We start from the raw sequence: 20,908 nt of genomic DNA on the forward strand, positions 1-20,908 counted from the left end.
TCTTGCGAGGGCTGGCGGGTTAGCCGGTTGTCCACCAAGACTGCTAACCCGTTGACAGGATTTTATCAAAGGTTCGGACAGATACCTATGCAAAATCATTCGCGATTAAATGATGCACTGAGCTTAGGTGTGATCTCTATATTGATCACAATGAAACTAGGCTTTTACAAATGATTGTTTTGTGGGTTTATCATTCTGGTGCTCTTGCCGCAATACGCCTTTATGCATTTGTTTGGGCTAACGCCAGTTACCCCCAAGTGTTTTACGGGGCTATCCAAACACTCTGTAAGTTAAGTGTTAGTTGACCTGAATTAGTAAGACTACTAGAGGCAATCGAGATTGCTTTATTACTTAGAATTTATAACTTATCTAATGGACTCGTTGTCCCTGCGTAATGTTGGCCAAGCACATGGGTGTAGATTTGTGTTGTACTAACGTCATTATGGCCAAGTAGCTCCTGAACACTTCTGATATCACTGCCCGATTGAAGTAGATGGGTTGCAAAGCTATGTCTAAATGTATGACAGGTAACACGCTTAGTTATTTTGATGTTACGCACCGCATTGCCGAGCACTTTACGAATAACACTCTGATGAAGATGATGCCTGCAAAGCGTTCCTGTATAAGGATTAATGCAGGTTGTGGTTGAAGGGAAAATGAACATCCATCCGTGTTGCTTAAAGGCATTTGGATACTTACGCTCTAACGCATTGGGTAGGGAAGGGCCGATCCCTTGTTGGTTGTCACGGTGTTGAATCTCCATTGCCTTATTAATATATGCTGTGAGTTTAATGGCACATTTATGGCTAAGGATTGTTTGTCTATCTTTATGACCTTTACCATCCCTCACAGTCAACGAAGCTTGTTCAATATCAATATCTTGGATACGTAACCTGAGGCATTCTGAAACTCTAAGTCCACTACCATAGAGTAGTTCTATTATTAGCCTATCGCGGCCATCAAGCTCATTTAGTATTAGTGAGATTTCTGAAGGGGATAACACTGTAGGTAAATAACGTTGTTTAGTGGCATAGCAAAAACCTAAGTTTCCAAGCTCATGATGCAAATGTTTCTGGTACAAATAGGCTAACGCGTTCAGTGCAATTTTTTGAGTGTTGATAGCCACATTCCGTTGATTGGCAAGGAAGGTTAAGAATTGTGCGACCTCCTCTGTTCCCATCGTTTCAGGATGACGCTTGTGGTGAAAGTTAATGAACGCCTTTATCCAATACAGGTAGGATTTTTCTGTTCTAATACTGTAACCACGCATGCGCATTTCTTCTTGAACACCGCTTAAAAAAGGGCTTTTTATACTCATGATAGCAATCCTTGCTTTTACTGTTTATATATACAGTATTATTTAGAAATCGCTTAAATCAAGGAAGAGTGTAAATTTTTTTGCGCGTTTACACTTATGTTAAATTATATATTGTATTAATTATCAATAAGTTATTTTTTGATGGTTTGAGATAATAGGTTTGGGAAACGCGCATGCGCGTTTTTCCAGATGGTGTATTTGAAAAAAGCTGATAAGTTCCTTTTATTACAAGTAATTAACAGTGCGCGTTTTTACTGGTCTAATGAGGTAAACGCGCATGCGCACTAATAAAATGTTAGGGCACTATGAGACTCCTTGCCATATTTTTAATCATCGCTACTGTGGGCTGTTCATCTAGCCTGAAAGTGATAGATGGGACTGAGTCAGGTGAAGGAATTGTAATAATGAGCCAAAATGGAGAAATGATATTGGCTCAAGTAATCTCTTATCCTTCTAGAAGTTATTCGTTCTATCTAAAAGAAATAAATAAATTTTCGGGTAATTATTGTGGTAGCAATTATGAAGTTACCCTGAGAGATGACATGATCGTTGTCATTAGCTATGAATGTCGGTCTGGTGGTTGCGGCGAATCACCAAATCAAGCATATGTTTTTGAAATAAAGTGCCCTAACAAATAAGGATAGGCCGCGCGTAGCCGCGACCTTATCCCAAGTGTTGAACAAGCCCGATGCTGGTTGTTGACACTTTATTATGCAAATAGCTGATTGAGAATTTGAGGGTGCTAAGGTCGTACTTTGAAAGAGACTTTTTTGCAGACATGACCCGCCCTTAGCGAACGAGCTAATATTTTTATCACTTGTTCATCAAGCTGTTATCGAGTCCTCATTCTGTTTGGTTAACCCGTTATCCTTATACTTCTCGCCTTAAGCGGTGATATTAGCGCCTGTCGGTCGATGACGCATATGAACACCCATAAAATGCATAGCTTGATGGCAGCAAGGGCAATAGCGCACGGCTAAGGTACGTTTGACCTCAGGTAACATGGGGAACACTGCACCTGCGACAGCCAACATTAGTTGGATTTGTTGCCGTAGCTTTTTGGCATTGCCTCGCAGTAAGCCATAGTCTCGTACTCGCCGTAATCCTTTGGGTAACACATGTTGTAATATCAACCACAGAAATTCGACCGCGGGCAAGCTGCGTACTTGTTGGCAGCGAGTCTGACTGTCTTGATAGGTAAAGCTCACCTGATTATCGACATGACGACAAATACTGCTGTCGGGTAAAACGCCCCGATAAAGGTAGCGCGACAGATATTGCAGTGCAGGAGCACCTTTACCGACGAACTGACAATCGACCACCCATTTCGACTGGGATTGATGTGGCAGTTTAAGCTGAAGCGTGTCACTCAGATAAGCCAGTAAACGTGCTCGCCACACCTTGGCAAGATTAAAGGCGTTAAATAAGTAATGGGTTTGACACTTGCGCCATTGCCGCTTGCCTGAGTGGTAGCTCCCTGCTGGGATAATGAAGTGCAGATGTGGATGGTAGTCTCTGCGCCGACTGTGAGTATGCAGTACGCCGGTGAAGCCGATGTCACCACTGAGCTTAGGGGAGCGTGCGGCAAAGTCTTTGAGTACACTCGCTGCCACGGTAAACATGGCGTGATAGAACGGCTCGGGTTGCGACTTCGCTATGGCTCTTAATTCAAACGGCAAGGTAAAGGTCACCATAAAATAATTCACCGGTAATAACTTGGCTTGTTGTTTACTCAGCCAGTCACATGTGGTGCCGTGTTGGCACTGTGGGCAACTACGATGACCACAAGAGAGCGGAAACTCAAGCTGTTGCTCGCAGGTTTGACAATCCCAGCAACTCACCCTCGCCGTGTTGCAACGACAGCTGAGCATGGCATGGATAGCAGCATGTATTTCTGGGGTGATTTGATGGGCATAACGCCGCCGAAAATCCGCCAGATGTTGGCGTAAAATATCGATAAACTGGCTCATAACCCACACTCCCACCTCAAAGCTAAGTCGTTGGTCAGTTGGTTAATTGCCTCACAGGTATTTTTACGGGTGATATCAGTGAGCCGCGTGTAACGGGCGGTGGTATTCAGGCTGTGATGGCCAAGCAGTGTTTGCACTGAGCGCAAATCGAGTCCTTGCTCCAGTAAATGGGTGGCATAACTGTGGCGTAGACTGTGCGGGCTGATGGCTTTATGAATGTTGCACTCGGAAATGACTTGCTTCATGGCTTTTTGGAGCCCGCCTCTGTCCATGAGTGAATCAGGTTGATTATCTTTACCCGGAAACAACAAACGAGGATGACGGTGGGTGCGCCAATAATAGCGTAAAGCTAACAAGGTGCGTTGAGGTAACGGCACCAGTCTATCCTTGCCACCTTTAGCATCACGGATATGCACCTGCATGAGTCCTGCATCAATATCCCCGACCTGCAATGAAATCGCTTCACCAAGGCGCAATCCCATGCTGTACAGGGTTAAGAAACAAACCTGATAACGCAGTTGACGCGTGAGGCTGATAACCATCGCGACCTCGCAGGGCGTCAGGATATCGGGCAGGTGTTTCACCTGTGGTGGCTTAACAATATTAAGCCACTGCCAAGATTTATTGAGGACGTGAAAGTAGAAAAACTGCAAACCGTTGCGATCGAGTTTGACGGTGCTCCATGAATGTGAGGCAATCAAATCAGCAAAATAGCGTTTTAAATCATCGGTGGTCAGGGTATCGGGGCAGCAGTCAAAATATGCCGCAATACGGCGTATAGCTCGGCTATAGGCATCAATGGTTGCAGGCCGCTTGCCTTGCAAGGTTAAGTTGGTAAGATGTTGTTCATAAAGTAAATCAAAGCGTTGTTGTTCGTGAATGTCCATGATGATACTCCTAGGTTTGCGACCGAAGCAGGTCGCGTCTAGCAAGTATTTAGGATGAGGGGCAAAAGGATGGCTTTATCTTGTTCCTGCCGCAAAGCGGCTTCGTTCAACAAGGCCTTAAAGTCGGATTCGTAACAGTTGGCTCGGTTCCGCTTCGCTTCACAGTTTAGCCAACTATTACTCACCGGTTAAGGCGGCGTTAGGCATACACAATGAGCCGTAGATATCTCAATCTTCAGGAAGCCGAATCGGCGCTTAAACGAGGAAAAGCAGTTGAGTGCTTCCTTGGCGGATGCGAACGGGATGGCCGTGCCGGCATAAAGTGGCTAAGCATTCGGGGGGCCGGCCCCCAAATAGATGTCTCGGTTTACGAAACAGCCGACTTGGGTGATGAGTCATTCCTTGATATTTATGAATTTGGTCCGCTTGATCCAGACCTGGAGCTTGAAGAAGCAAATGAAGACATATCGTTCGCTTCATTTGGACAAGCGATCGAATTTATTGAGCAGCGATTCACTGGATCATCTGAAAAGTTACTGAATGAGCTAATGATTCAAGACGAATATGCTGACTATATCTCGAGAGGTAGGGAGTAGAAATGCCTAACAATCGCAGGCACAGCGACGGCTTTTTCGTTGCGGCTTCGCCTCCACTACAAAGCCGCGCGTGCTGCTGGCGTTAGGCATTCATCATTATGAGTCCATATATCCTACCAGTAGCGCCATTGTCCCAGGTCGTGTTCGTTCATGACTACATTCAGTTGGTGTTTCAGGATGCTTGTTTTAGCATTTACAACACAGCTGAACTAAAGCAGGACGGAAATTTGTTACTGCAAGGGCAGTTTGGTTTTTGTGATGCATTGGTAAGTCTTATCGGTTTACCGTTAACATCAGCTTCAAGTCAGCCCTTGTTGTCACTTAGATTTCAAGGTGGGGCGGAGTTTGTTGTTACAGAAGCTTGTAGCGGGCCTGAAGCATGGCAGTACAGTTCACCAAGCTCGCAAACAGTGGTTGTTCAAAATGCCTAACAAAGCAGCGGTGCACAGGCAAAAAGCGCCTGTGCTGGACCTCACTATCGTTCGGCCGCTGTTTGCGGCGTTAAGTGTCTATGAGAACTGAGCACGATATAAAATTAATGCAGTACGCCCAGAATGCACTTCTAGGTGAAGTTGCTCCATCCTTTAGGGCTGTATCATTCAAGTTGTCCTTAGACGGTGAAGACTTTGTTGCACGTTTTATATTCGATGGCGAACCCAGTGAAGAATCTAAGGAAGTTGCTAGTGTTGTACTAACCAATATCCTCGCAAATTATTCTAACAACCATCGTAGTTATTCAGAGGAGATGTTGGCTGTTCCATATCCCAATAGAATGGAGCATCTTCCATTGCTGGTCTACCTACGTAACGAAGACGATTGGAACTCATGGTCAAAACAGTACAAAAACACTTAACAAGTTTGGTAAGCGGGACAAATTTAAGCGTGGCTCCGCCACAAATTCGCCCCTTCCAAAAGCGTTAGCTAAGGATAAAATTTGCGTAATCTAATACTTGTTCTTTTTATATTGATTGCTGGATGTGCGCCAAATACGGCCACTTTTATGAGTCCAAAAGGACTTGGTGGTGACGTCATTATAAATGGCTGCGCACAAATCCCATCAACTTTTCGATATGAAATGGAAGGGGCCAGTTTTAAAGTTAATTTAGGTAACAATTCTGTTTATTTGGTAGTCGAAGTCGTAGATGGTAGTAGTGTTGAATGGCAAAACAATGAAATAAGTGTTCAGGTAAATAATGAAAAATTCACTGAAAAAGCCAAGGATTTAATACAAAGTGATCGAATTAGAGAGCCTTGTGGTGGTTTCACTAGTACGTTTAACTGTAAATCTTATCGAAGCTACCATTTGAATATAGAGTTTGAATCGCTCATTGGTGCTTCTAAAGTAAAAATATTGCCTCCAATACCTATGGTAAATAAAGTGCCTTTTAAAGTTTCAGAAATAGAATACAAAAAAGTGACAAAAACACTAATGCTGGCAATCAACTGCTAACAAGAAAAGCCTGCCGACACGTACCGCGCAGCTGCTTTGGGCGTTAGAGCTAAGGAAAGTCATGAGTATCACATTGGAAGAGATTACAAGTTCAAATTATGAAGACGTATGTGACTTAGATGTCACGAATGAGCAACAGGAATATGTTGCGAGCAATATGTGGTCTTTGGTTGAATCACATTACTGCCAAGGGCATACCTGCAGAGCTATCTATCAGAACGATAAGCCTGTCGGTTTTTTCATGTGGGTATCTGAAACGCCTGAAAAAGTTTCTATCTGGCGCTTTATGGTGGATCAACGCTATCAACAATCTGGTATTGGCAGAGTTGCACTAAATTTGGCGCTCAATGAAATCAAATCCAGTGACAAAGTAAAAGAAATAGAAATTTGCTATGACCCTGAAAACCCGGTGGCCAAAGATTTTTATTCACGTTTTGGCTTTCAGGAAGTGGGTTTGGATGAAGATGGTGAAGATATGTTGGCAGTCATCAAGCTGTGAGCTCTCACAATCGCCTTAAACATCGCGGCCTCTGGACTCGCAACAAGCTGCTCGCCGTTTAGGCGAGCGTTAAATGCCATGGACACATTAGAGAAACTCGCACAGAAAAATAAAGCTCATCAGAAGCAGCAGAGTAATGATCGCTTTTCTACTGTCGCCATGATCTTGGTTTTGGTTCCATTTTTATTTGGAATTGCCATCGATGTAGGGGCTATTAATTCATCTCTGAACTTTAACCTTTGGTTGTATGGCTTCGGTGCGCTTTGCTTTGGGTTACTTCTAGCGGCCATGGGAGATCTTATGCTTTTCTCGCGCTGGTTAAAAATTTCTGGTTTAATTATTAGCCAAGGTTGGTTCATTTACTTTTGGGCTTTTCAAATGCAATCTTGGCTAGCGTTTGTACCATTAGTGCCAGCATTTGTTTTACTACAAATACAAATGCCCAAAATCAAAAAACAAGCTGAGCGCGAGAAAAATGGCATTTAACAAGTTAAATCATCGGAAAACCGCTCACTGGCTGCGCCAAAACGTTCGCGTTTTCCGCTGTTTAAAGCGTTATAAATCTAGGTAAATATGGAAGTAGCCGAAAAAATAATTGATCAATTAGAATTAATGGGACACGATTTAGAGGGGGAAATATCTTTTCCTGCTTTAGGTGAAAGTGTTTTGTTTACTATAGGGTTATCTGGTTCTGGTGAAATAGAGCAGTCGCATAAAGATTCTATCAACTGGCTTTACAATAATATCGAACTTGAGTTCCCTAAAATTGAGGAAGCAATTTTCCAATATTACCAGAGAGTCTTACCTGATTATCATCTTGGTTTAGGGGAGTATGCCGACGAGCTAATGCCAAAGCTATTCGCACCTAATGAAGTGTGGAACTATATCACCGAACCAGGAGTGTTCATGTTTCCTGAAGATGAAGGTGGAGAACTTCATTTAGAGTATGAGTGTACCTTCGATGTAGAGCATGGTTTGAGAGTCGTAATTAAAAACGGAAAAATATTAAGGGTTGGCTTAGAGTAATCGATTTATAACAAGGCCATTATGGTAGTTGGACGCAAAACGCTTGGCTTGCGCTCCTTCGTCGCTAAGTTTAGCCAAGCATTTGTGCGCCCTATATGGCGGCGTTAACTGTAAAAGCAAACTATGGAAGAAACCGAGAAAATCGAAATGTTAGCTGATGCGGTGAGCATCGCTAAGAAAATATTGGCGGGTGATATTGATCCTAACCTTGGTTGTGCCAAGCTCGGAGAAATCAACCGTGATCTTGATTGGCCAACTGAGCTGGCAGCATTTGGTCTTCTTGCACACGAACAATACGACCATGAGAACATAGGCATCACAGTAGAAAGCTGCGTTCCGGAAATTATCGATGAATGCACCAAGTTGGTTGCCAGCCACAGTTAACAAGCGCAGGCACAGCGACGGCTTTTTCGTTGCGGCTTCGCCTCCACTACAAGGCCGCGCGTGCTGCGGGCGTTATAGCTACAGGACTGCAATGAAAGGAAAGTACACAAAAATTATTTATGAGTTTTGCCAAAAAGAAGGCATAGATATTCCTATTGGTTTTGGTAGGAACTCTGCTTCTCATTTAGTGGTAATACGTTATGACCTTGAGAGGCCAAAGTTGATTGCCAAAACCTTTTTCAAGAAAGAAGACTTACACTATTATATTTCCACATATTTAATGGATTTACCTCGCAATGGTGATGGCTTAATACCAGCGAAAGTTGTGGACTTCAAAGAAAATCTAAGTTACCAAGTTTTGGAAAGCGGTGCTCTTGTGCTGCTATAACAAATCGCGCCAGGCTCGCAAACTTCGTTTGCTGGATGCTTTGTAAGTCGCGCATTTAGCGAATCGCTGCGCGAAGTTTATCGCACATGCGCAACTTACAACGCGCCCCTGCGCTCAACGTTATGCATTTTGAGGTTTATGTGCACAGAATTTTATGGTTGATCTCTGGTCTGCTTGCAAGTAGCGCATTTGCTTCAGATCTAGCTACACACAAGGCCGGAATCTGGACTATTGAATCTACCGAAAATATGAGTCGGTGGGTCATCATTCATAACCTTGAGAGCGCAGCGACTACCGGTGTATTTCATATTGAAGTGATTGGTCGAAAACATGGCAATGCTGCTTGGCAAGTCGAGCGCTTAGTTCGCCATATGGCAATCACAGAAAAAGTATTGAAGGCCAGTGTTAAAGACTCTCTGAATAAAGGCGGTGTTTATCCTGAATCTTTTGACAATGCTTATTCGTCTTGGCAGAAAGAAAACAATGGCAAGGGTGGGGCAATTTGCGACACATCCTTAATAGAGTGCATGTAAATGCATAACCAGGCGTTGCAGTGGATGCCCGACACTGTGCGCTTACTTGCACAATGTGCAAGTAGGCACTCCGTTCCGGCCACCACTGAACTTGGCGTTATGCCTTAGTGAGTAGGTGCTCCGAACTATGAAACCAAGTGCGCCAGCGGAAATGCCGTTTACGCGAGAATCAGTGATACAAATGCTTGGATGGGGCGCAACCCCAGAAGCATCCCCATACTCGCACAGGCAGATCGCAGAATGGTGCGATAGGTTCTGGTGTCAGTATCTCGATGTTGATGCCGTTCCAGAAATTGAGAGATTGCTCCCTGTTCTCACAGATGTGGAAACTCAGTGGGATCTCTATCTGGCAAACACATATACGCTTGAAGAGCTCCGGACCAAAGACTTTGAGGCCGAGCAAATGCCCAAGGAGTGGTTCAATGATTGGCTTCGGCAATTGGCATAACAAGGCCCGGCAGCACGCAGCCTTCGGCTGCTGGACTCGCTACGCTCGCCGCTGCGGGCATTGTTAGCTGCCTAGAGAATTATGGAAGCAATATTCAAGAGAACAGAAGGTGATTATCTAGAGGCCACTTTAGAAATAAACGGCCAAGAGATTATTGCTATGGATGAATTTGGTGGTAGCAAACTCAAGCCCGGAGATACTGTTGATATTGAGTTATCTGTGGGACTCGCTTATGAGGATGAAGAACAAAACTCGATGTTAGATAGCAACGTTGATGGTGTGAAAAAATTAGAGCACCAACGAAGTTGGTCATATCGAGCATTTGGGATTGTAACCAGCATCGAAAATGAAACCCTAGTCGATGTAGGTTTATGTGAATTGGCTGCACCATTCGAAACAACCATCACGGGTGAGAGTATAGCTTTCACCATAACTAGGCTCGATGCGTATGCAGCTAACAAGTAAAGGCACCGGACATCAAAACCGTCGCTTCGCTCTGTTTTTGCTGCCGGTGCTTTAGGTGTTAACTGCATGGATTAGCATGGTCAAGTTTCTGAAAGTAATTGCATATGTTCTTATTGGAGGAGTGGTCATAGTTGGTGCATTGCTTTTGTGGTTTGACCGCTCAAAAGATATAGATTTTACCATTTACCATCCTGATGCTTGGGTTACATGCAACGGAAAAATCAACAAGGATTCAGTTGAATATGCTCAGCTTAATAAATGGTTACAACTGAATAACTCAAGTTGGCAAAACTATGTAGCAACTGCTGCTCCTGGTTATTTTTATAAATCAGACGATATTACGATTCATGTATATAAGCATGGCGTAGTCGTTAATTATTATGACGGTCAAAACTGGTCTCAAGTGCAAAAGTCCGTTGATACAAAGGAAATTCATGGTATTTGCAAAAGCAGTTAACAAGCCAATTCAGCGGAAATTTTACTCGCTGAAAAACGCTCATAAAATCCCCTGCTTGGGGCGTTAGTACGATAAATGACGAATCGAGAAATTATCACTCTCATGCACAAGCTATCACACGGCAGAATAGGACCTTGTGGTAATTGGGTGCGGGTTTTTAATGATAGTGAAGAACTGGACGATCGGAAGTTTAGTAAACTCCTAAAAGATACTATTCAATCCGACATCGTTCTGATATATCAAAGTTCAATCAATGTCACTGAAGCGAAAGCTTCTGAAGCTTTCGAAATAGTTGCCCAGTTTGTTAAGCACGGTGTAGTTAAAATAGCAGACGTAAGGTTTACGTCGCAGATTGAAATAGACCCGTTAGGCGTTGGTGCGGTATATCGTACTAACAAGTAAATTATGTTCGCCCAGCAAGCTGGGCTGGGACGCGAAAACAGCACGCGCCCCATATTTAAAGCGTTATGTTTCAGGACAGTCATGAGTGAATATTTGGAATTTGAGCGATTATCCGAAATAGATGATCTGCTGAAACTAAGAGTGAAAGGCGAAAGTAGTGGATTTGCCGGTATAGCCGATTGCTACGTTAACGAAGACCAATTTCAAGAGTTTTGCACTCAACTAATTGGCTTTCCCAAGAAACGAGAGGATAGCGTTCGGTTTTACTCTGGTGAGAGTGATCAGTTGTCTCATTTCGATATTGTGTTCTCTTGCGCCGATAATTCTGGGCGCATATTGGCGACTATACAAATTGTATCCAGAGATACCCGTTATCCCCGAGAAAAGGTATGTTTTGTAGCTTCATTCTCATTTAAGGTGGAACCAGCCGTATTTGATCGTTTTGTAGGTGGCTTATCTCGGATATCGGTAATTAATAATGTGGGTTCAAAAGCGGCCCTAGTAAATGGAACATAATAATACGCATCACTTGCGGCCTGCGACCGCTGCGCCTCGTCGCCAGTGTGCTTTGCGTTAGGATCCTTTGCTATATGCCACTCATAAGAATCAATTTACTGTTACTGTTCAGCTTATTGGCAACAATAGTATTACTGGTTGCTGCTTTTTTTTCTTACGATTTAGCGCATGGAAATTTATGGCGTTTTTTATCATGGCCTGCTCATAAGGCTCGCATCTGGAATGGCGGCATCGTGCTCCAATCAATAACTGACTTCATATTCACAAAGCACAGCCAAGGCAATGTACATATCGCAGAAGCCTTGATATTAATTTTTACGTGGTGGCCAGTAACATTTGCAGCCATGTACTTTACATTCCGAACCAAGCGTACAGGCCCCTAACTAGTGGTTCAAATCGCTCGCTTCGTTCACTGGGATGAGCCCCGCCCCTTAACCAAATGTTAGGTTTCGAAACATGATCGCACATCGACTGTTTTTGTTTTTATCCTGCACGGTCTATGTTGCGGGTTGTGCGGGTGTCATGGGGAGTTCGCACTAACTCATAATGGGGCAGAAGTGAACTAAAGCAGCCAGTCGAATCTGTTTGCATCGTGATTTGAATATTGGCAGGTTAAGTCACTAATCCAGTTCAATCGTGTGTTCAGTTCGACCTGTTCTTAGACCACTATTTTCACCTTCATACGTGTCACCCGATAACATTACGCTTCATGCCCTGTCGTCAGCTTTAACCAATCCCAATACACATAATGAGCCGTGGGCAGTAATGCACTAATGCCGGTGATCGATGATGGCCGGTACGTAAGCGTGTTGTTCCTATGTTCCTGCCGCGTGTTAACACTGCAAGTGTGTCTGCTAATTTTATGCTGGCTAATTGCTTGTTGGGATAAAGGGATGGATAGGGCCGATGCCTAGCATTAATGTGCATGTTTACGTTTGTAAGCGGCTTTACCTGCAGGTGCGTTAGTCGTTCAGGCATTTACTCATGTCTGTGGGTGAAGCCGGCAATGTTAGGGCAGATATAGGCGTGTTGTGTGACGATGACGAGGGAGAATACCGCACGTTTCCTTAGGTTAATTTGTTACTAATATGTTTTATTTATATAGGTCCATTACACCATTAGGGTTCAACAGTGCTTCGATGCGGCCTAGATAATCCCTAGATCCCCTCAAAAAGTTGGGAGCACTCAAACCCATGCAGCAGTAGGGCTACAGGCGAGTCGTTGCATCAACCCTACAGGAGGATGCAACGGCTCGCTTTTGTTGCTGTTGTGTTAACGCTTGAAGGGCGTAAAGGGTAGGGTAAAAGGTGAGTTTTTTGGCAGTTCTGGGTGAATTGATGGCGCCTAAATGGATCCTTCTATTCGGCTCACTGTTTCGGTCGCGGCCTCATCCTGCGAAGGCGTTATCAGCTCCCCGTTTTTAGTCATCGAAAGCAGGTGAACTGGGATGATCTGCACACTGTTTCTGGGTGATTGAACGCGTTTTTAGGCTCATGCTGCCTTAATCTGAATTGTTAGTGATATGTTTCTATTCAATAGGTGTTGTTCAGTGTCTTGCACCAATATGGTTCAACCGTTTTTTGATGCGGCCTAGATAATCCCTAGATAGCCTCAAAAAGTTGGGAGCACTCTAGCCCATGCAGCAGTAAGGCTACAGACGAGTCATTGCATCAACCCTAAGGAAGGATGCAATAGCGTGCATTTGTTGCTTTGGTGTTAAATGATGGCAATGGGGTGAAGAGGGTAAAAGCCAAGGTTTTAAACGGTTTTAGACGGTTTTAGGTGAATTGCTTCTGTCTAGGACTAGGCTCATTTTAACCGAGTGCCAGACTCGTTATCTTTACCTATATTAGTCATCCTGCATGGATAGGAATGGAGCGATGATCATGTGCAATTATGAGGAATTTTGATTTTCAGATGGGCGGATTTTGTGTCTCGCTGATGCTCACGGTTTGATTGAAACCGAACGCGACACTTTATGATGATGAGAATCGCTCTCAACTCGATGTAGATGCGAACCATTATCATCGCGGGTCCTTCCGGCGCGGTTGATTGCGGGGGCGGCGACACGCAGTGCTTCACTACATATGAGGATTTTAGAGGGCTTGGTTGTTGTTTTATTAACGGGCTTTTAGGGGGCGTTCATAATTTTGAACGCTATTTATGGCGTTGATTTTATTTGCTTATTATTCCTATTTCCTCAGGAGTTCAAAAAATAGGTGTGCTCTGATATACCAACTTCAACAGATCGATTTTGTGATCCTTTGATCTTTGTTGAATGGGCCGATATTTTGCGTCTCTTGGTAAGCGAGTCACTATAAAGCGGAGAACAGGGAGGGGAGAAACCTACCTTTAGTTTGAACACATCTGAGTGCCACCACCTAGGCATAGCGTTTCGTTCTAGCTTTATCCCAAAATCACTTAACTGATAACTAAATCATTCCAAATTTACTCACCGGTTAGTGCTGTATGTCATGACTGTTATTTTATGCAGTACTTAATCAATGCTTGCCACTGCAAAAAGCTCGCACTAATCAACTTGCAATCAAACAAACCATTGGTGGTATTGGCGAGTCCTTTGATTAAGGAGGACTGTTTGTGGTCATGTCCGCAATGCCAGCTAGGTCATTTGCAGTTTATTAGGCTGATAAGACCACAGGGACTAGTGATGATTAACACTTAAAGTACTGCTAGTACGCATGTCAGGATAACCACTCCCTCAAGATGTAGCGTAATGACCGACAGCGAGAAGCAGCCAGCCTTATGGGGTTAGGGTGTGAGTGGCAGCCTGAATGTGGGCCCCAATGCTGTCAGCCAAGGTCAATAATTAGACGAAAATGAGCGTGGCAGAATGAGAAAGCTAAAACGATATCAAGTGATTACCCATCAAACTGTATAAAAAATCGCTACCGCAAAAAGGAAAATTCCTATAGCATCATTTATACCCATTTACACGGATGTGGCAGCGGCCAAGTCCAACAAGCGATTTATGCCCTGCAAACAGCGCAGCGCATAAATACTAAGACGTTATATTTCTTTGGAAGTCGCATGAATAACGAAGCATTTGTTAATCTAATCAAAAAGCATTCTCGAGACTTTACTATTGATTGGGCTGAGGGAGATAACTCTGGTGTTACTAAAGAGGCTCAAGATTGGCAATCCAGTTTGTCCATTCAAGAGAAAGCTTTCTTACGAGAGATCGTTACTGAGGCATTAGATAATGGCATTGTTAATCTGCTTGAGATTATGGATGGAGTTCACCCAGATAACTCTTGTCCCATAGAGGCGAGTGCAGGTAACAATAAAATTTCAGGCCAAGGATGTAAGCAACTTCATGACTTATATGCAGGCAAAATAGAACAAGTGGAAGCATGCTCGCCCTTTGGGCTGGACCTCAGGCAATAGTCACCTACGGCCTATGCTGCGGCGTTAACATTCGAAGAGAACATCAAAGGAAATATAAATGCCTCGAGTTTTGCTTTGCATATTGCTTCTCCTCTCTTTCAGCTCAAGCGCCATCGTGATTCGACACGACGTTGACGACTTAAAGTATCGAATTCAGGCTGCAGAGTTTCCAGCTCTCGCTGACATGCCTGTTGAGGGGCATGGCGTATTAATTGCGTCGCAATGGATTGTAACCGCCGCTCATGCGATCACATGGCAACCTGAAATCAAACAAATTATGGTGGGCGGTCTCCCCAGAGCCGTTGAGCGTATTGAGATACATCCTGGTTATAAAGCGCCCCCCAAACAACTACTCGAACAAGCACTGGTGACTTGGGATTGGACGCTGTTCAGGGTTCTACTCGCTTCATCGGATGATATCGCTCTGGTGAAATTAGCAAAGCCCATTACCGATGTCGCACCTGTGTCTATTTTTAGTAGCAATAGCGAGTTCGGACAAGTCGCTAAAATTATCGGAAAAGGCGCCACAGGGAATGGCGTGAGTGGCTATGAATTCAGCGCCCCTCATCGCACTGAAATACGCCAAGCCTTCAACAAAATCACCAGCGCGAATGGCCGCTGGCTCTGTTATCTGTTTGACAATTCTACAGAGTCTTTAGCACTTGAAGGAGGTTCTGGGAGTGGCGATAGTGGTGGTCCAGTCTTGATTGAGGGTAAAACCGAGTGGCAATTAGCCGGTCTTGCTTCTTGGACTGATGCGCAAAGTGCCAACAGAACACTTGGGCAATATGGTCAGATCACTTGTAATGTCCGGTTAAGTCATTACCAAAAATGGATACAAGGCCTCATATCTGTACAACTGTAACATAATGCTGGCTACAAACGACAGCACACGGCTATAAAACAGATAGGAAGCATCGATGTGAATCATTTGTATAGAGTTGTTCCTAAAGAAGATTGGGTTGAGGCTCAGCGTTGCGGGCGTGTCCCTCGATGTCAGGCAGATAAACGGCGGGGCAGAGTTCATCTGAACGAATTGAAGGATGTGGAGCTTGTCGCGAACAGATGGTTTTCTGTTGAGGAAGATCCTGTCGTTCTTGAGATTGATGTTTCTGGGGTGGCGGAATATCTGAAATGGGAGGAGAGGACTGAGGAGCCTTTGGGTACCTGGCCAAATCTCTATGTTGAGGGCGTACCAGTTGAGAATGTGGTTCGAGCTTTTGCGTTAGACGCAAGGCCAGATGACGAAGGTGCTGTCTCGTTTCGGATTGGAAAAGCTCTGTCTGAGGAGTCTGTATTCTAACTAAGCATTGGAGCACACTCTCTGCGCGACGCTAAATTAAAAAAGAGGGTCGGGTGAATATCTATTTTTCAGACTATTTCGGGGGCAGCTAATAAGAACTTGATGCTTATGGTGCATTTAATGTATCTCCCATAAACGACCTTCCTGTTTTTATCGATCTATTTCTTCTTTTTTGGCAGTGAGAAAGATGAGTATCATTCATCAGTCATAGACTGTTAATTCCTTGTCTGCCGTAAAGCTAATGTCTTTGTTTATGCAGGGATTACAGCAGAGTAAATCGAGCCAATTGAGTATTATTGAAGATAGACATTAGAACAGGTTCAATGAAAAATGGGTCATCTTGATTGATTTTGCATTTTTGACCCGCAGTTACTACATTTCAACGTAGCAGAATAGGTTGTTTATTTGCAAAGGAAAGCAGAACCATGCTCTTCAGACCAGTGCGAGTCTTTGTCACAACATTACTTTTAACCGCTTTTAGCTTCTTAATCTTGTTTCTGGTGCAGTTGTCGGAACCTACCTGTGTTGATGATTTATCTGAACTAAAAGATGTCGTTGCAAAGATACACCAGACGGGTGACACCACCGCGGTGAATTTTGACGTGGGGTTTGATAAAGAAAAGAACCAATGGTGTTACATCGAAACATCACAATAATTCTTGCCAGTTAGCTAACAACGCCTATAATTACTGTATATAAAAACAGTGGTGTTGACTATGCGTATTATCCCTATCTATGCCAGTGCCGGTATCACCGGCTTCGAAAGCCCTGCAGCTGAATATAGTCAGCTGGGTCTCAGCCTTGATGAGTTGTTAGTTGTGCATCCTAGCGCGACTTTTATTGGTGTCGCAAAAGGTGACTCAATGCAGGGCGTGGGCATTTTTTATGGCGATATATTGATTGTTGACCGTCAGGAAACTGCGCGTCATGGTGATGTGATTGTTGCCAATTTCAACGGTGAATTTGTATGTAAAATCCTCGATAAAACGCATCGCATGCTGCTGTCATCGAATGAACAGCACCTACCTCAGCCTATTCATGATTACGATAACTTTACCATTGAAGGTGTTGTTATTCGTTCTGTTCGTTGTCATCGCCAAAGTCCATTATTAGCGGATATCTGATGTTTGCCTTGGTTGACGCCAACAGTTTTTATTGCAGTGCCGAGCAGGTATTTAGACCTGATTGGCGTGGTAAGCCAATGATTGTGTTGAGCAACAATGATGGCTGCATCGTAGCGGCAAACAAGCAAGCGAAAGAACGGGGTGTTCCTAAGTTTGCGCCATACTTTCAAGTCAAAGACCTGTGTACGAAATTAGGTGTCATTGTTTGTTCAAGTAACTATGAACTCTATGCCGATTTATCTGCAAAGATGATGAATATCATTGGCCGATTTGCACCAGAGCAGCATGTCTATTCCATTGATGAAAGCTTTCTCTCCTTTAAAAATTGTTATCCCGCCATTAAGTGCTTACAAACCCAAGGCCAGTTGATTCGAAAAGCGGTTTGGAAAGAGACACGTTTACCGGTTTGTGTCGGCATAGGCTCAACACTTACACTGGCTAAAGCGGCCAATCACGCGGCAAAGAAGTTACCTGGCTATCAGGGTGTGTGTGTTATTGATAATGAACAAGACAGGATTTCAATTTTACAATCAATGAATGTGAATGATGTCTGGGGCATTGGGCGCAGGATAAGCAAAAAACTTGAATTGATGAACGTCAAGACCGCCTATGACTTAGCCAAAATCCCTGCAGGTTTAGCGCGGAAGCAATTTAGTATTGAAATAGAACGCACTGTGCGTGAACTTAATGGGCAAGCGTGCAAAGTGTGGGACGAGGCGAGGGCGGATAAGAAACAAATATTCTCAACTCGTAGTGTGGGCGAGCGTATTACCGAGTATGAAGATTTACTGCAAGCCTTAAGTAAACATGTGGCGATTGCTGCAGCGAAAGCGCGCAAGCAAGGTTCAAGCTGTAAAACCATGTTGTTGTTTGCTAGCAATTCTCCCTACGATGAACGCCCAACAGGCTTTAAGACCTTAGTGCACTTTGCTTGTGCCACCGATTGCAGCATTGAACTCACTCAAGGTATGACACAAGCAGCATCTCAACTTTTCCGTGCCGGTGTACGTTATTATAAAGTCGGTGTAGGTCTGATTGATTTGGTCAGCACCCAGCATGGCCAGTTAGATTTATTCAATGCTTCAAAAGCCAAACCAGCATTAATGAAGACTCTTGATGGCATTAATCAACGTTATGGCACAGATACCTTATTCATTGCTGCCCAAGGTATCGAGCAAAAATGGGCCATGCGCCGTGATCTACTCACCCCACAGTACACCACCAATTGGTTAGATGTTCCCATCATTAACTGCTAAACATCTTTGTCATTCGCTAACTCCTATCAAACGGCTAGATAAGCATACAGTCGTATTCAAAATCTCAGTATTTAGAACGATTTTTATCCTCTACTCGTGCGTATTTACTCATTTCTTTTTAAAATAGCATTAAAATTAGTTAGTTATATCTTTTTTCAGTAGATAATAGGTTTGGGAAAAGTGCATGCACGTTTTTCCAGATAGAGTATTTGATAGAAAACTGATAAGTTCTTTACATACAGATAGTTAACTGTGCGCGTTTTCACTGCTCCAACGAGATAAACACCTATGCGCATGAATAAAATATTAGCAGAAAAATCAAAAGCTCGATCTTGGGTGTAATCTATGGGCCCTATAAAAATCGGAGAAAGAATGAAAGAAGCAGTAGACGATACTCCTTATTTATCATCTCTACAGAGTTGTAATCGAGTTGCTAGAGAAGAATATACAGCCGTACAAGCTTATTTTGAGAGCTGCGATACCATTATTGAAGCTCTGAGAAAAAAACTGCAGGGCGTGATTGAACATGGCAGTAAGGCGCTATCCGAAAACAAAATGGTGGAGGATGGTCTGACCAACATGCTGCAGGATCTTGAGAGAGACTATGGAAGGCTTCTCTCGAAACGAAACGCCAATCTCGCCAAGTTGAAACGAAGCCTAGATTGCTTCAATGTCATGCTCTTTGGCCGAACGATGGCTGGCAAGAGCACTATTCGTGAGGCTATCACTCGCGGGGATGGTCAGACCATTGGTAAAGGAGCGCAAAGAACTACGCGCGACGTTAAAGAGTACGAATGGAACAACTTGAGGATAATCGACACCCCAGGCTTCGGAGCATATAACGGTCAAGAGGACACGCAGATTGCGCATGAGATTCTTGAACAGTCAGACGTCGTGCTGTTCATGCTCAACAGCGACAGCATCCAAGAGTCAACCTTTATTGAGCTTGACTATGTTCATAAACTTAACAAGCCCTTGATCTTCGTTTTGAACATAAAAAAAGATCTAGAGAATGAAGGTAACCGGCGCCGGGCATTGAGGAGTCCAGAAAAATATATTTTTAAAGAAGAAGATATTCAGGAGCATACTGACCGTTTAAACAACCTTGCCAGCCGTGCAGGCATAAATCCAAGCACAGTCCGAATCATCCCAATTCATGCCCAGGCCGCATTCTTGGCAACCGTCATGCCGGGGGAAGAAGGCTTACAATTACATGAGCTGAGCCGAATAGATCAGGTTCTTAATGCGCTCATTGATGAGGTTGAAGGTAACGGGCCGATCCGTAGGGTCCAGACGTTTCTCGATTCAAGCCTTCATCATGTTGAGGAACAGAGCTTGCTAATTTTAAGCCAAAGGGATCGGCTCACCAAGCTCTTGCAACAGTATGAAAGCGGTCTCACCCGTATTTACCAATGGAAGGTAAAAACTCTTCGTGATGCGCCGCGGTTGCTCTCTAAGGAAGTGGATGTTGCTTTTAAACCACTAGTTGACTCTGTTGCAGATTTTGTTGATGACCACATTGAGGATGAGAATGCAGCAGTAGCTTGGGAGCGTCATTACAAGAGTTTTAAAATTACAAAAAAGGTAGAGCGATCGGTACAAGCTTTGGCAGAACAGGTGGTAGAAGAACTTCAAGATTTCAATCGAGAAATGAATGAGGGCTTGGAAATTACCTTGTCTTTCGAGGTTGCTCACGATGGGCGGAACTTCAGTGAATTCGACTTCAAGCGTATAAACGGTTGGGGCTCCGCTATAGCTGGGGTTGTAACCGCAATTGCCTTTTTTAACTCATGGAACCCTGTCGGCTGGGTGGCGGCTGGTGTCGGCATTTTGTTCACAATTTTTTCATTATTTTCCGATAGTCGTGCTAAGAAACTCAAAGAGGCTAAGTCTAAACAGCGTCAGGCTTTGCTTGAAGATATAGAGAAAAGTAAGCAAAAAATAAAAGCTAGTTTAGAAAGCTGGTTCGACATAAGTATCTATCGAGCAGTTATTTTGCCTGTAGAACACAACCTATCTCTTCTCTGTCAAGCGCTTAATGGTTTTATAAGTGAGATGGATAGCACTGATAGTCAGCTCTATTCTCTAAGGCATGATATTAATTTTCGCCTACTTAATCGAGTTTCTTATATCATCAAAAAACAGCATTTTGTCATGCCGAAAGTGTTAAAGATTGTGAGGCTTCCTGGCTATGCTTGTTATTTTCTGACCTCTGATTATTTTCGAGATTCTGAACTTCTTCGGGCTATGGGCAAAGCCATGAGAGAGAAAATTATTTTAGTGTATGACACTAGCTTGGATAAAAAAATATCCCATCTTTATAGGGGGCTTGTAGAGAAAATCGAGCTTTCCGAAAAAGATAAAGTGTCCGTGTTTGCTCAGAAGCGAAATATTAGCAAGATCATTGGAAAAGACCACCGCCGAATAAAAATGGTGGCTGCACTTTGTTCCTGTGAAATTACCCTCATTCCCATTTAAGGA

General features: G+C 43.7%; 26 protein-coding genes and 1 pseudogene. 24 read left to right on the top strand and 3 right to left on the bottom strand.

Going from position 1 to position 20,908, the window contains the following annotated elements:
* Window positions 1–358: 358 nt before the first annotated feature.
* Window positions 359–1,318 carry an integron integrase gene (locus tag DYH48_RS07455; protein ID WP_115334420.1) on the bottom strand — a complete coding sequence of 320 codons (960 nt, stop codon included), beginning with the start codon at window positions 1,316–1,318 and terminating at the stop codon, window positions 359–361.
* A 404-nt stretch (window positions 1,319–1,722) separates the two neighbouring features.
* Here DYH48_RS07455 and DYH48_RS23595 point away from each other — a divergent pair, with 404 nt between their 5' ends.
* On the top strand, window positions 1,723–1,956 hold the full coding sequence (locus DYH48_RS23595; RefSeq protein ID WP_147287764.1) for a hypothetical protein: 234 nt from the start codon (window positions 1,723–1,725) through the stop codon (window positions 1,954–1,956).
* 246 nt (window positions 1,957–2,202) lie between these two features.
* Here the strand turns inward: DYH48_RS23595 and DYH48_RS07460 are convergent, their stop codons facing one another.
* Both DYH48_RS07460 and DYH48_RS07465 read right to left on the bottom strand, forming a co-directional pair.
* Window positions 2,203–3,288, bottom strand: a complete 1,086-nt coding sequence (locus DYH48_RS07460) for an IS91 family transposase (protein WP_115334421.1) — start codon at window positions 3,286–3,288, stop codon at window positions 2,203–2,205.
* Window positions 3,285–4,175 (bottom strand): tyrosine-type recombinase/integrase, encoded by an 891-nt coding sequence (locus tag DYH48_RS07465; RefSeq protein ID WP_115334422.1) that lies wholly within the window; start codon window positions 4,173–4,175, stop codon window positions 3,285–3,287. Before DYH48_RS07465 ends, DYH48_RS07460 begins: the two co-directional genes overlap by 4 nt.
* Window positions 4,176–4,387: 212 nt before the next feature.
* Here DYH48_RS07465 and DYH48_RS07470 point away from each other — a divergent pair, with 212 nt between their 5' ends.
* The 23 genes and pseudogenes from DYH48_RS07470 to DYH48_RS07575 all read left to right on the top strand — a co-directional run bounded on the left by DYH48_RS07470 (window position 4,388) and on the right by DYH48_RS07575 (window position 20,905).
* Complete coding sequence (locus DYH48_RS07470; protein ID WP_115334423.1) at window positions 4,388–4,771, top strand: hypothetical protein; 384 nt, start codon at window positions 4,388–4,390, stop codon at window positions 4,769–4,771.
* Window positions 4,772–4,869: 98 nt separating this feature from the next.
* Window positions 4,870–5,202 (top strand): hypothetical protein, encoded by a 333-nt coding sequence (locus tag DYH48_RS23600; protein WP_147287765.1) that lies wholly within the window; start codon window positions 4,870–4,872, stop codon window positions 5,200–5,202.
* Between the two features lie 107 nt (window positions 5,203–5,309).
* A complete protein-coding gene (locus tag DYH48_RS24190; protein WP_502263901.1) occupies window positions 5,310–5,624 on the top strand; it encodes a MafI2 family immunity protein in 315 nt (104 codons plus the stop codon).
* Between the two features lie 81 nt (window positions 5,625–5,705).
* Window positions 5,706–6,221 carry a hypothetical protein gene (locus DYH48_RS07480; RefSeq protein WP_115334424.1) on the top strand — a complete coding sequence of 172 codons (516 nt, stop codon included), beginning with the start codon at window positions 5,706–5,708 and terminating at the stop codon, window positions 6,219–6,221.
* Window positions 6,222–6,282: 61 nt separating this feature from the next.
* Window positions 6,283–6,720, top strand: a complete 438-nt coding sequence (locus DYH48_RS07485; RefSeq protein WP_028760228.1) for a GNAT family N-acetyltransferase — start codon at window positions 6,283–6,285, stop codon at window positions 6,718–6,720.
* Between the two features lie 78 nt (window positions 6,721–6,798).
* Window positions 6,799–7,206, top strand: coding sequence for a hypothetical protein (locus tag DYH48_RS07490; RefSeq protein WP_006086985.1), 408 nt, complete (start codon window positions 6,799–6,801; stop codon window positions 7,204–7,206).
* An 87-nt stretch (window positions 7,207–7,293) separates the two neighbouring features.
* Window positions 7,294–7,746, top strand: a complete 453-nt coding sequence (locus DYH48_RS07495) for a DUF6985 domain-containing protein (protein ID WP_115334425.1) — start codon at window positions 7,294–7,296, stop codon at window positions 7,744–7,746.
* A gap of 123 nt (window positions 7,747–7,869) precedes the next feature.
* Window positions 7,870–8,130 carry a hypothetical protein gene (locus DYH48_RS07500; RefSeq protein WP_115334426.1) on the top strand — a complete coding sequence of 87 codons (261 nt, stop codon included), beginning with the start codon at window positions 7,870–7,872 and terminating at the stop codon, window positions 8,128–8,130.
* A gap of 91 nt (window positions 8,131–8,221) precedes the next feature.
* A complete protein-coding gene (locus DYH48_RS07505; protein ID WP_115334427.1) occupies window positions 8,222–8,518 on the top strand; it encodes a hypothetical protein in 297 nt (98 codons plus the stop codon).
* A gap of 86 nt (window positions 8,519–8,604) precedes the next feature.
* Complete coding sequence (locus DYH48_RS07510; protein WP_256613031.1) at window positions 8,605–9,051, top strand: DUF5086 family protein; 447 nt, start codon at window positions 8,605–8,607, stop codon at window positions 9,049–9,051.
* A 127-nt stretch (window positions 9,052–9,178) separates the two neighbouring features.
* Window positions 9,179–9,499: a hypothetical protein gene (locus DYH48_RS07515; protein ID WP_218565647.1), complete on the top strand. Its 321-nt coding sequence runs from the start codon at window positions 9,179–9,181 to the stop codon at window positions 9,497–9,499.
* 81 nt (window positions 9,500–9,580) lie between these two features.
* On the top strand, window positions 9,581–9,964 hold the full coding sequence (locus DYH48_RS07520) for a hypothetical protein (RefSeq protein ID WP_115334428.1): 384 nt from the start codon (window positions 9,581–9,583) through the stop codon (window positions 9,962–9,964).
* Window positions 9,965–10,040: 76 nt separating this feature from the next.
* Window positions 10,041–10,421, top strand: a complete 381-nt coding sequence (locus tag DYH48_RS07525) for a hypothetical protein (protein WP_006086983.1) — start codon at window positions 10,041–10,043, stop codon at window positions 10,419–10,421.
* 75 nt (window positions 10,422–10,496) lie between these two features.
* Window positions 10,497–10,823 carry a hypothetical protein gene (locus tag DYH48_RS07530; protein WP_006086982.1) on the top strand — a complete coding sequence of 109 codons (327 nt, stop codon included), beginning with the start codon at window positions 10,497–10,499 and terminating at the stop codon, window positions 10,821–10,823.
* An 81-nt stretch (window positions 10,824–10,904) separates the two neighbouring features.
* The gene (locus DYH48_RS07535) at window positions 10,905–11,339 is read left to right on the top strand and encodes a hypothetical protein (protein ID WP_115336108.1); all 435 of its coding nucleotides are present in this window, start codon (window positions 10,905–10,907) and stop codon (window positions 11,337–11,339) included.
* A gap of 2,494 nt (window positions 11,340–13,833) precedes the next feature.
* Window positions 13,834–14,022 (top strand): annotated as a pseudogene (locus DYH48_RS23920) (IS91 family transposase); the annotation flags it as partial.
* A 365-nt stretch (window positions 14,023–14,387) separates the two neighbouring features.
* Window positions 14,388–14,744, top strand: a complete 357-nt coding sequence (locus tag DYH48_RS07545; RefSeq protein WP_115334430.1) for a hypothetical protein — start codon at window positions 14,388–14,390, stop codon at window positions 14,742–14,744.
* Window positions 14,745–14,859: 115 nt separating this feature from the next.
* On the top strand, window positions 14,860–15,609 hold the full coding sequence (locus DYH48_RS07550; protein ID WP_172481161.1) for a trypsin-like serine protease: 750 nt from the start codon (window positions 14,860–14,862) through the stop codon (window positions 15,607–15,609).
* Window positions 15,610–15,666: 57 nt separating this feature from the next.
* Entirely contained in the window at window positions 15,667–16,047 is a 381-nt protein-coding gene (locus tag DYH48_RS07555) for a DUF952 domain-containing protein (protein WP_115334432.1), read from the top strand.
* 425 nt (window positions 16,048–16,472) lie between these two features.
* Window positions 16,473–16,703 carry a hypothetical protein gene (locus tag DYH48_RS07560; RefSeq protein ID WP_115334433.1) on the top strand — a complete coding sequence of 77 codons (231 nt, stop codon included), beginning with the start codon at window positions 16,473–16,475 and terminating at the stop codon, window positions 16,701–16,703.
* Window positions 16,704–16,763: 60 nt separating this feature from the next.
* Window positions 16,764–17,171 carry a LexA family protein gene (locus DYH48_RS07565; RefSeq protein WP_115334434.1) on the top strand — a complete coding sequence of 136 codons (408 nt, stop codon included), beginning with the start codon at window positions 16,764–16,766 and terminating at the stop codon, window positions 17,169–17,171.
* On the top strand, window positions 17,171–18,427 hold the full coding sequence (locus tag DYH48_RS07570) for a Y-family DNA polymerase (protein ID WP_115334435.1): 1,257 nt from the start codon (window positions 17,171–17,173) through the stop codon (window positions 18,425–18,427). Before DYH48_RS07565 ends, DYH48_RS07570 begins: the two co-directional genes overlap by 1 nt.
* 372 nt (window positions 18,428–18,799) lie before the next feature.
* The gene (locus DYH48_RS07575) at window positions 18,800–20,905 is read left to right on the top strand and encodes a GTPase (protein WP_115336109.1); all 2,106 of its coding nucleotides are present in this window, start codon (window positions 18,800–18,802) and stop codon (window positions 20,903–20,905) included.
* Window positions 20,906–20,908 lie beyond the last annotated feature (3 nt).

Origin of the sequence: Shewanella baltica, assembly GCF_900456975.1 — a bacterium.
GTDB classification, from domain to species: domain Bacteria; phylum Pseudomonadota; class Gammaproteobacteria; order Enterobacterales; family Shewanellaceae; genus Shewanella; species Shewanella baltica.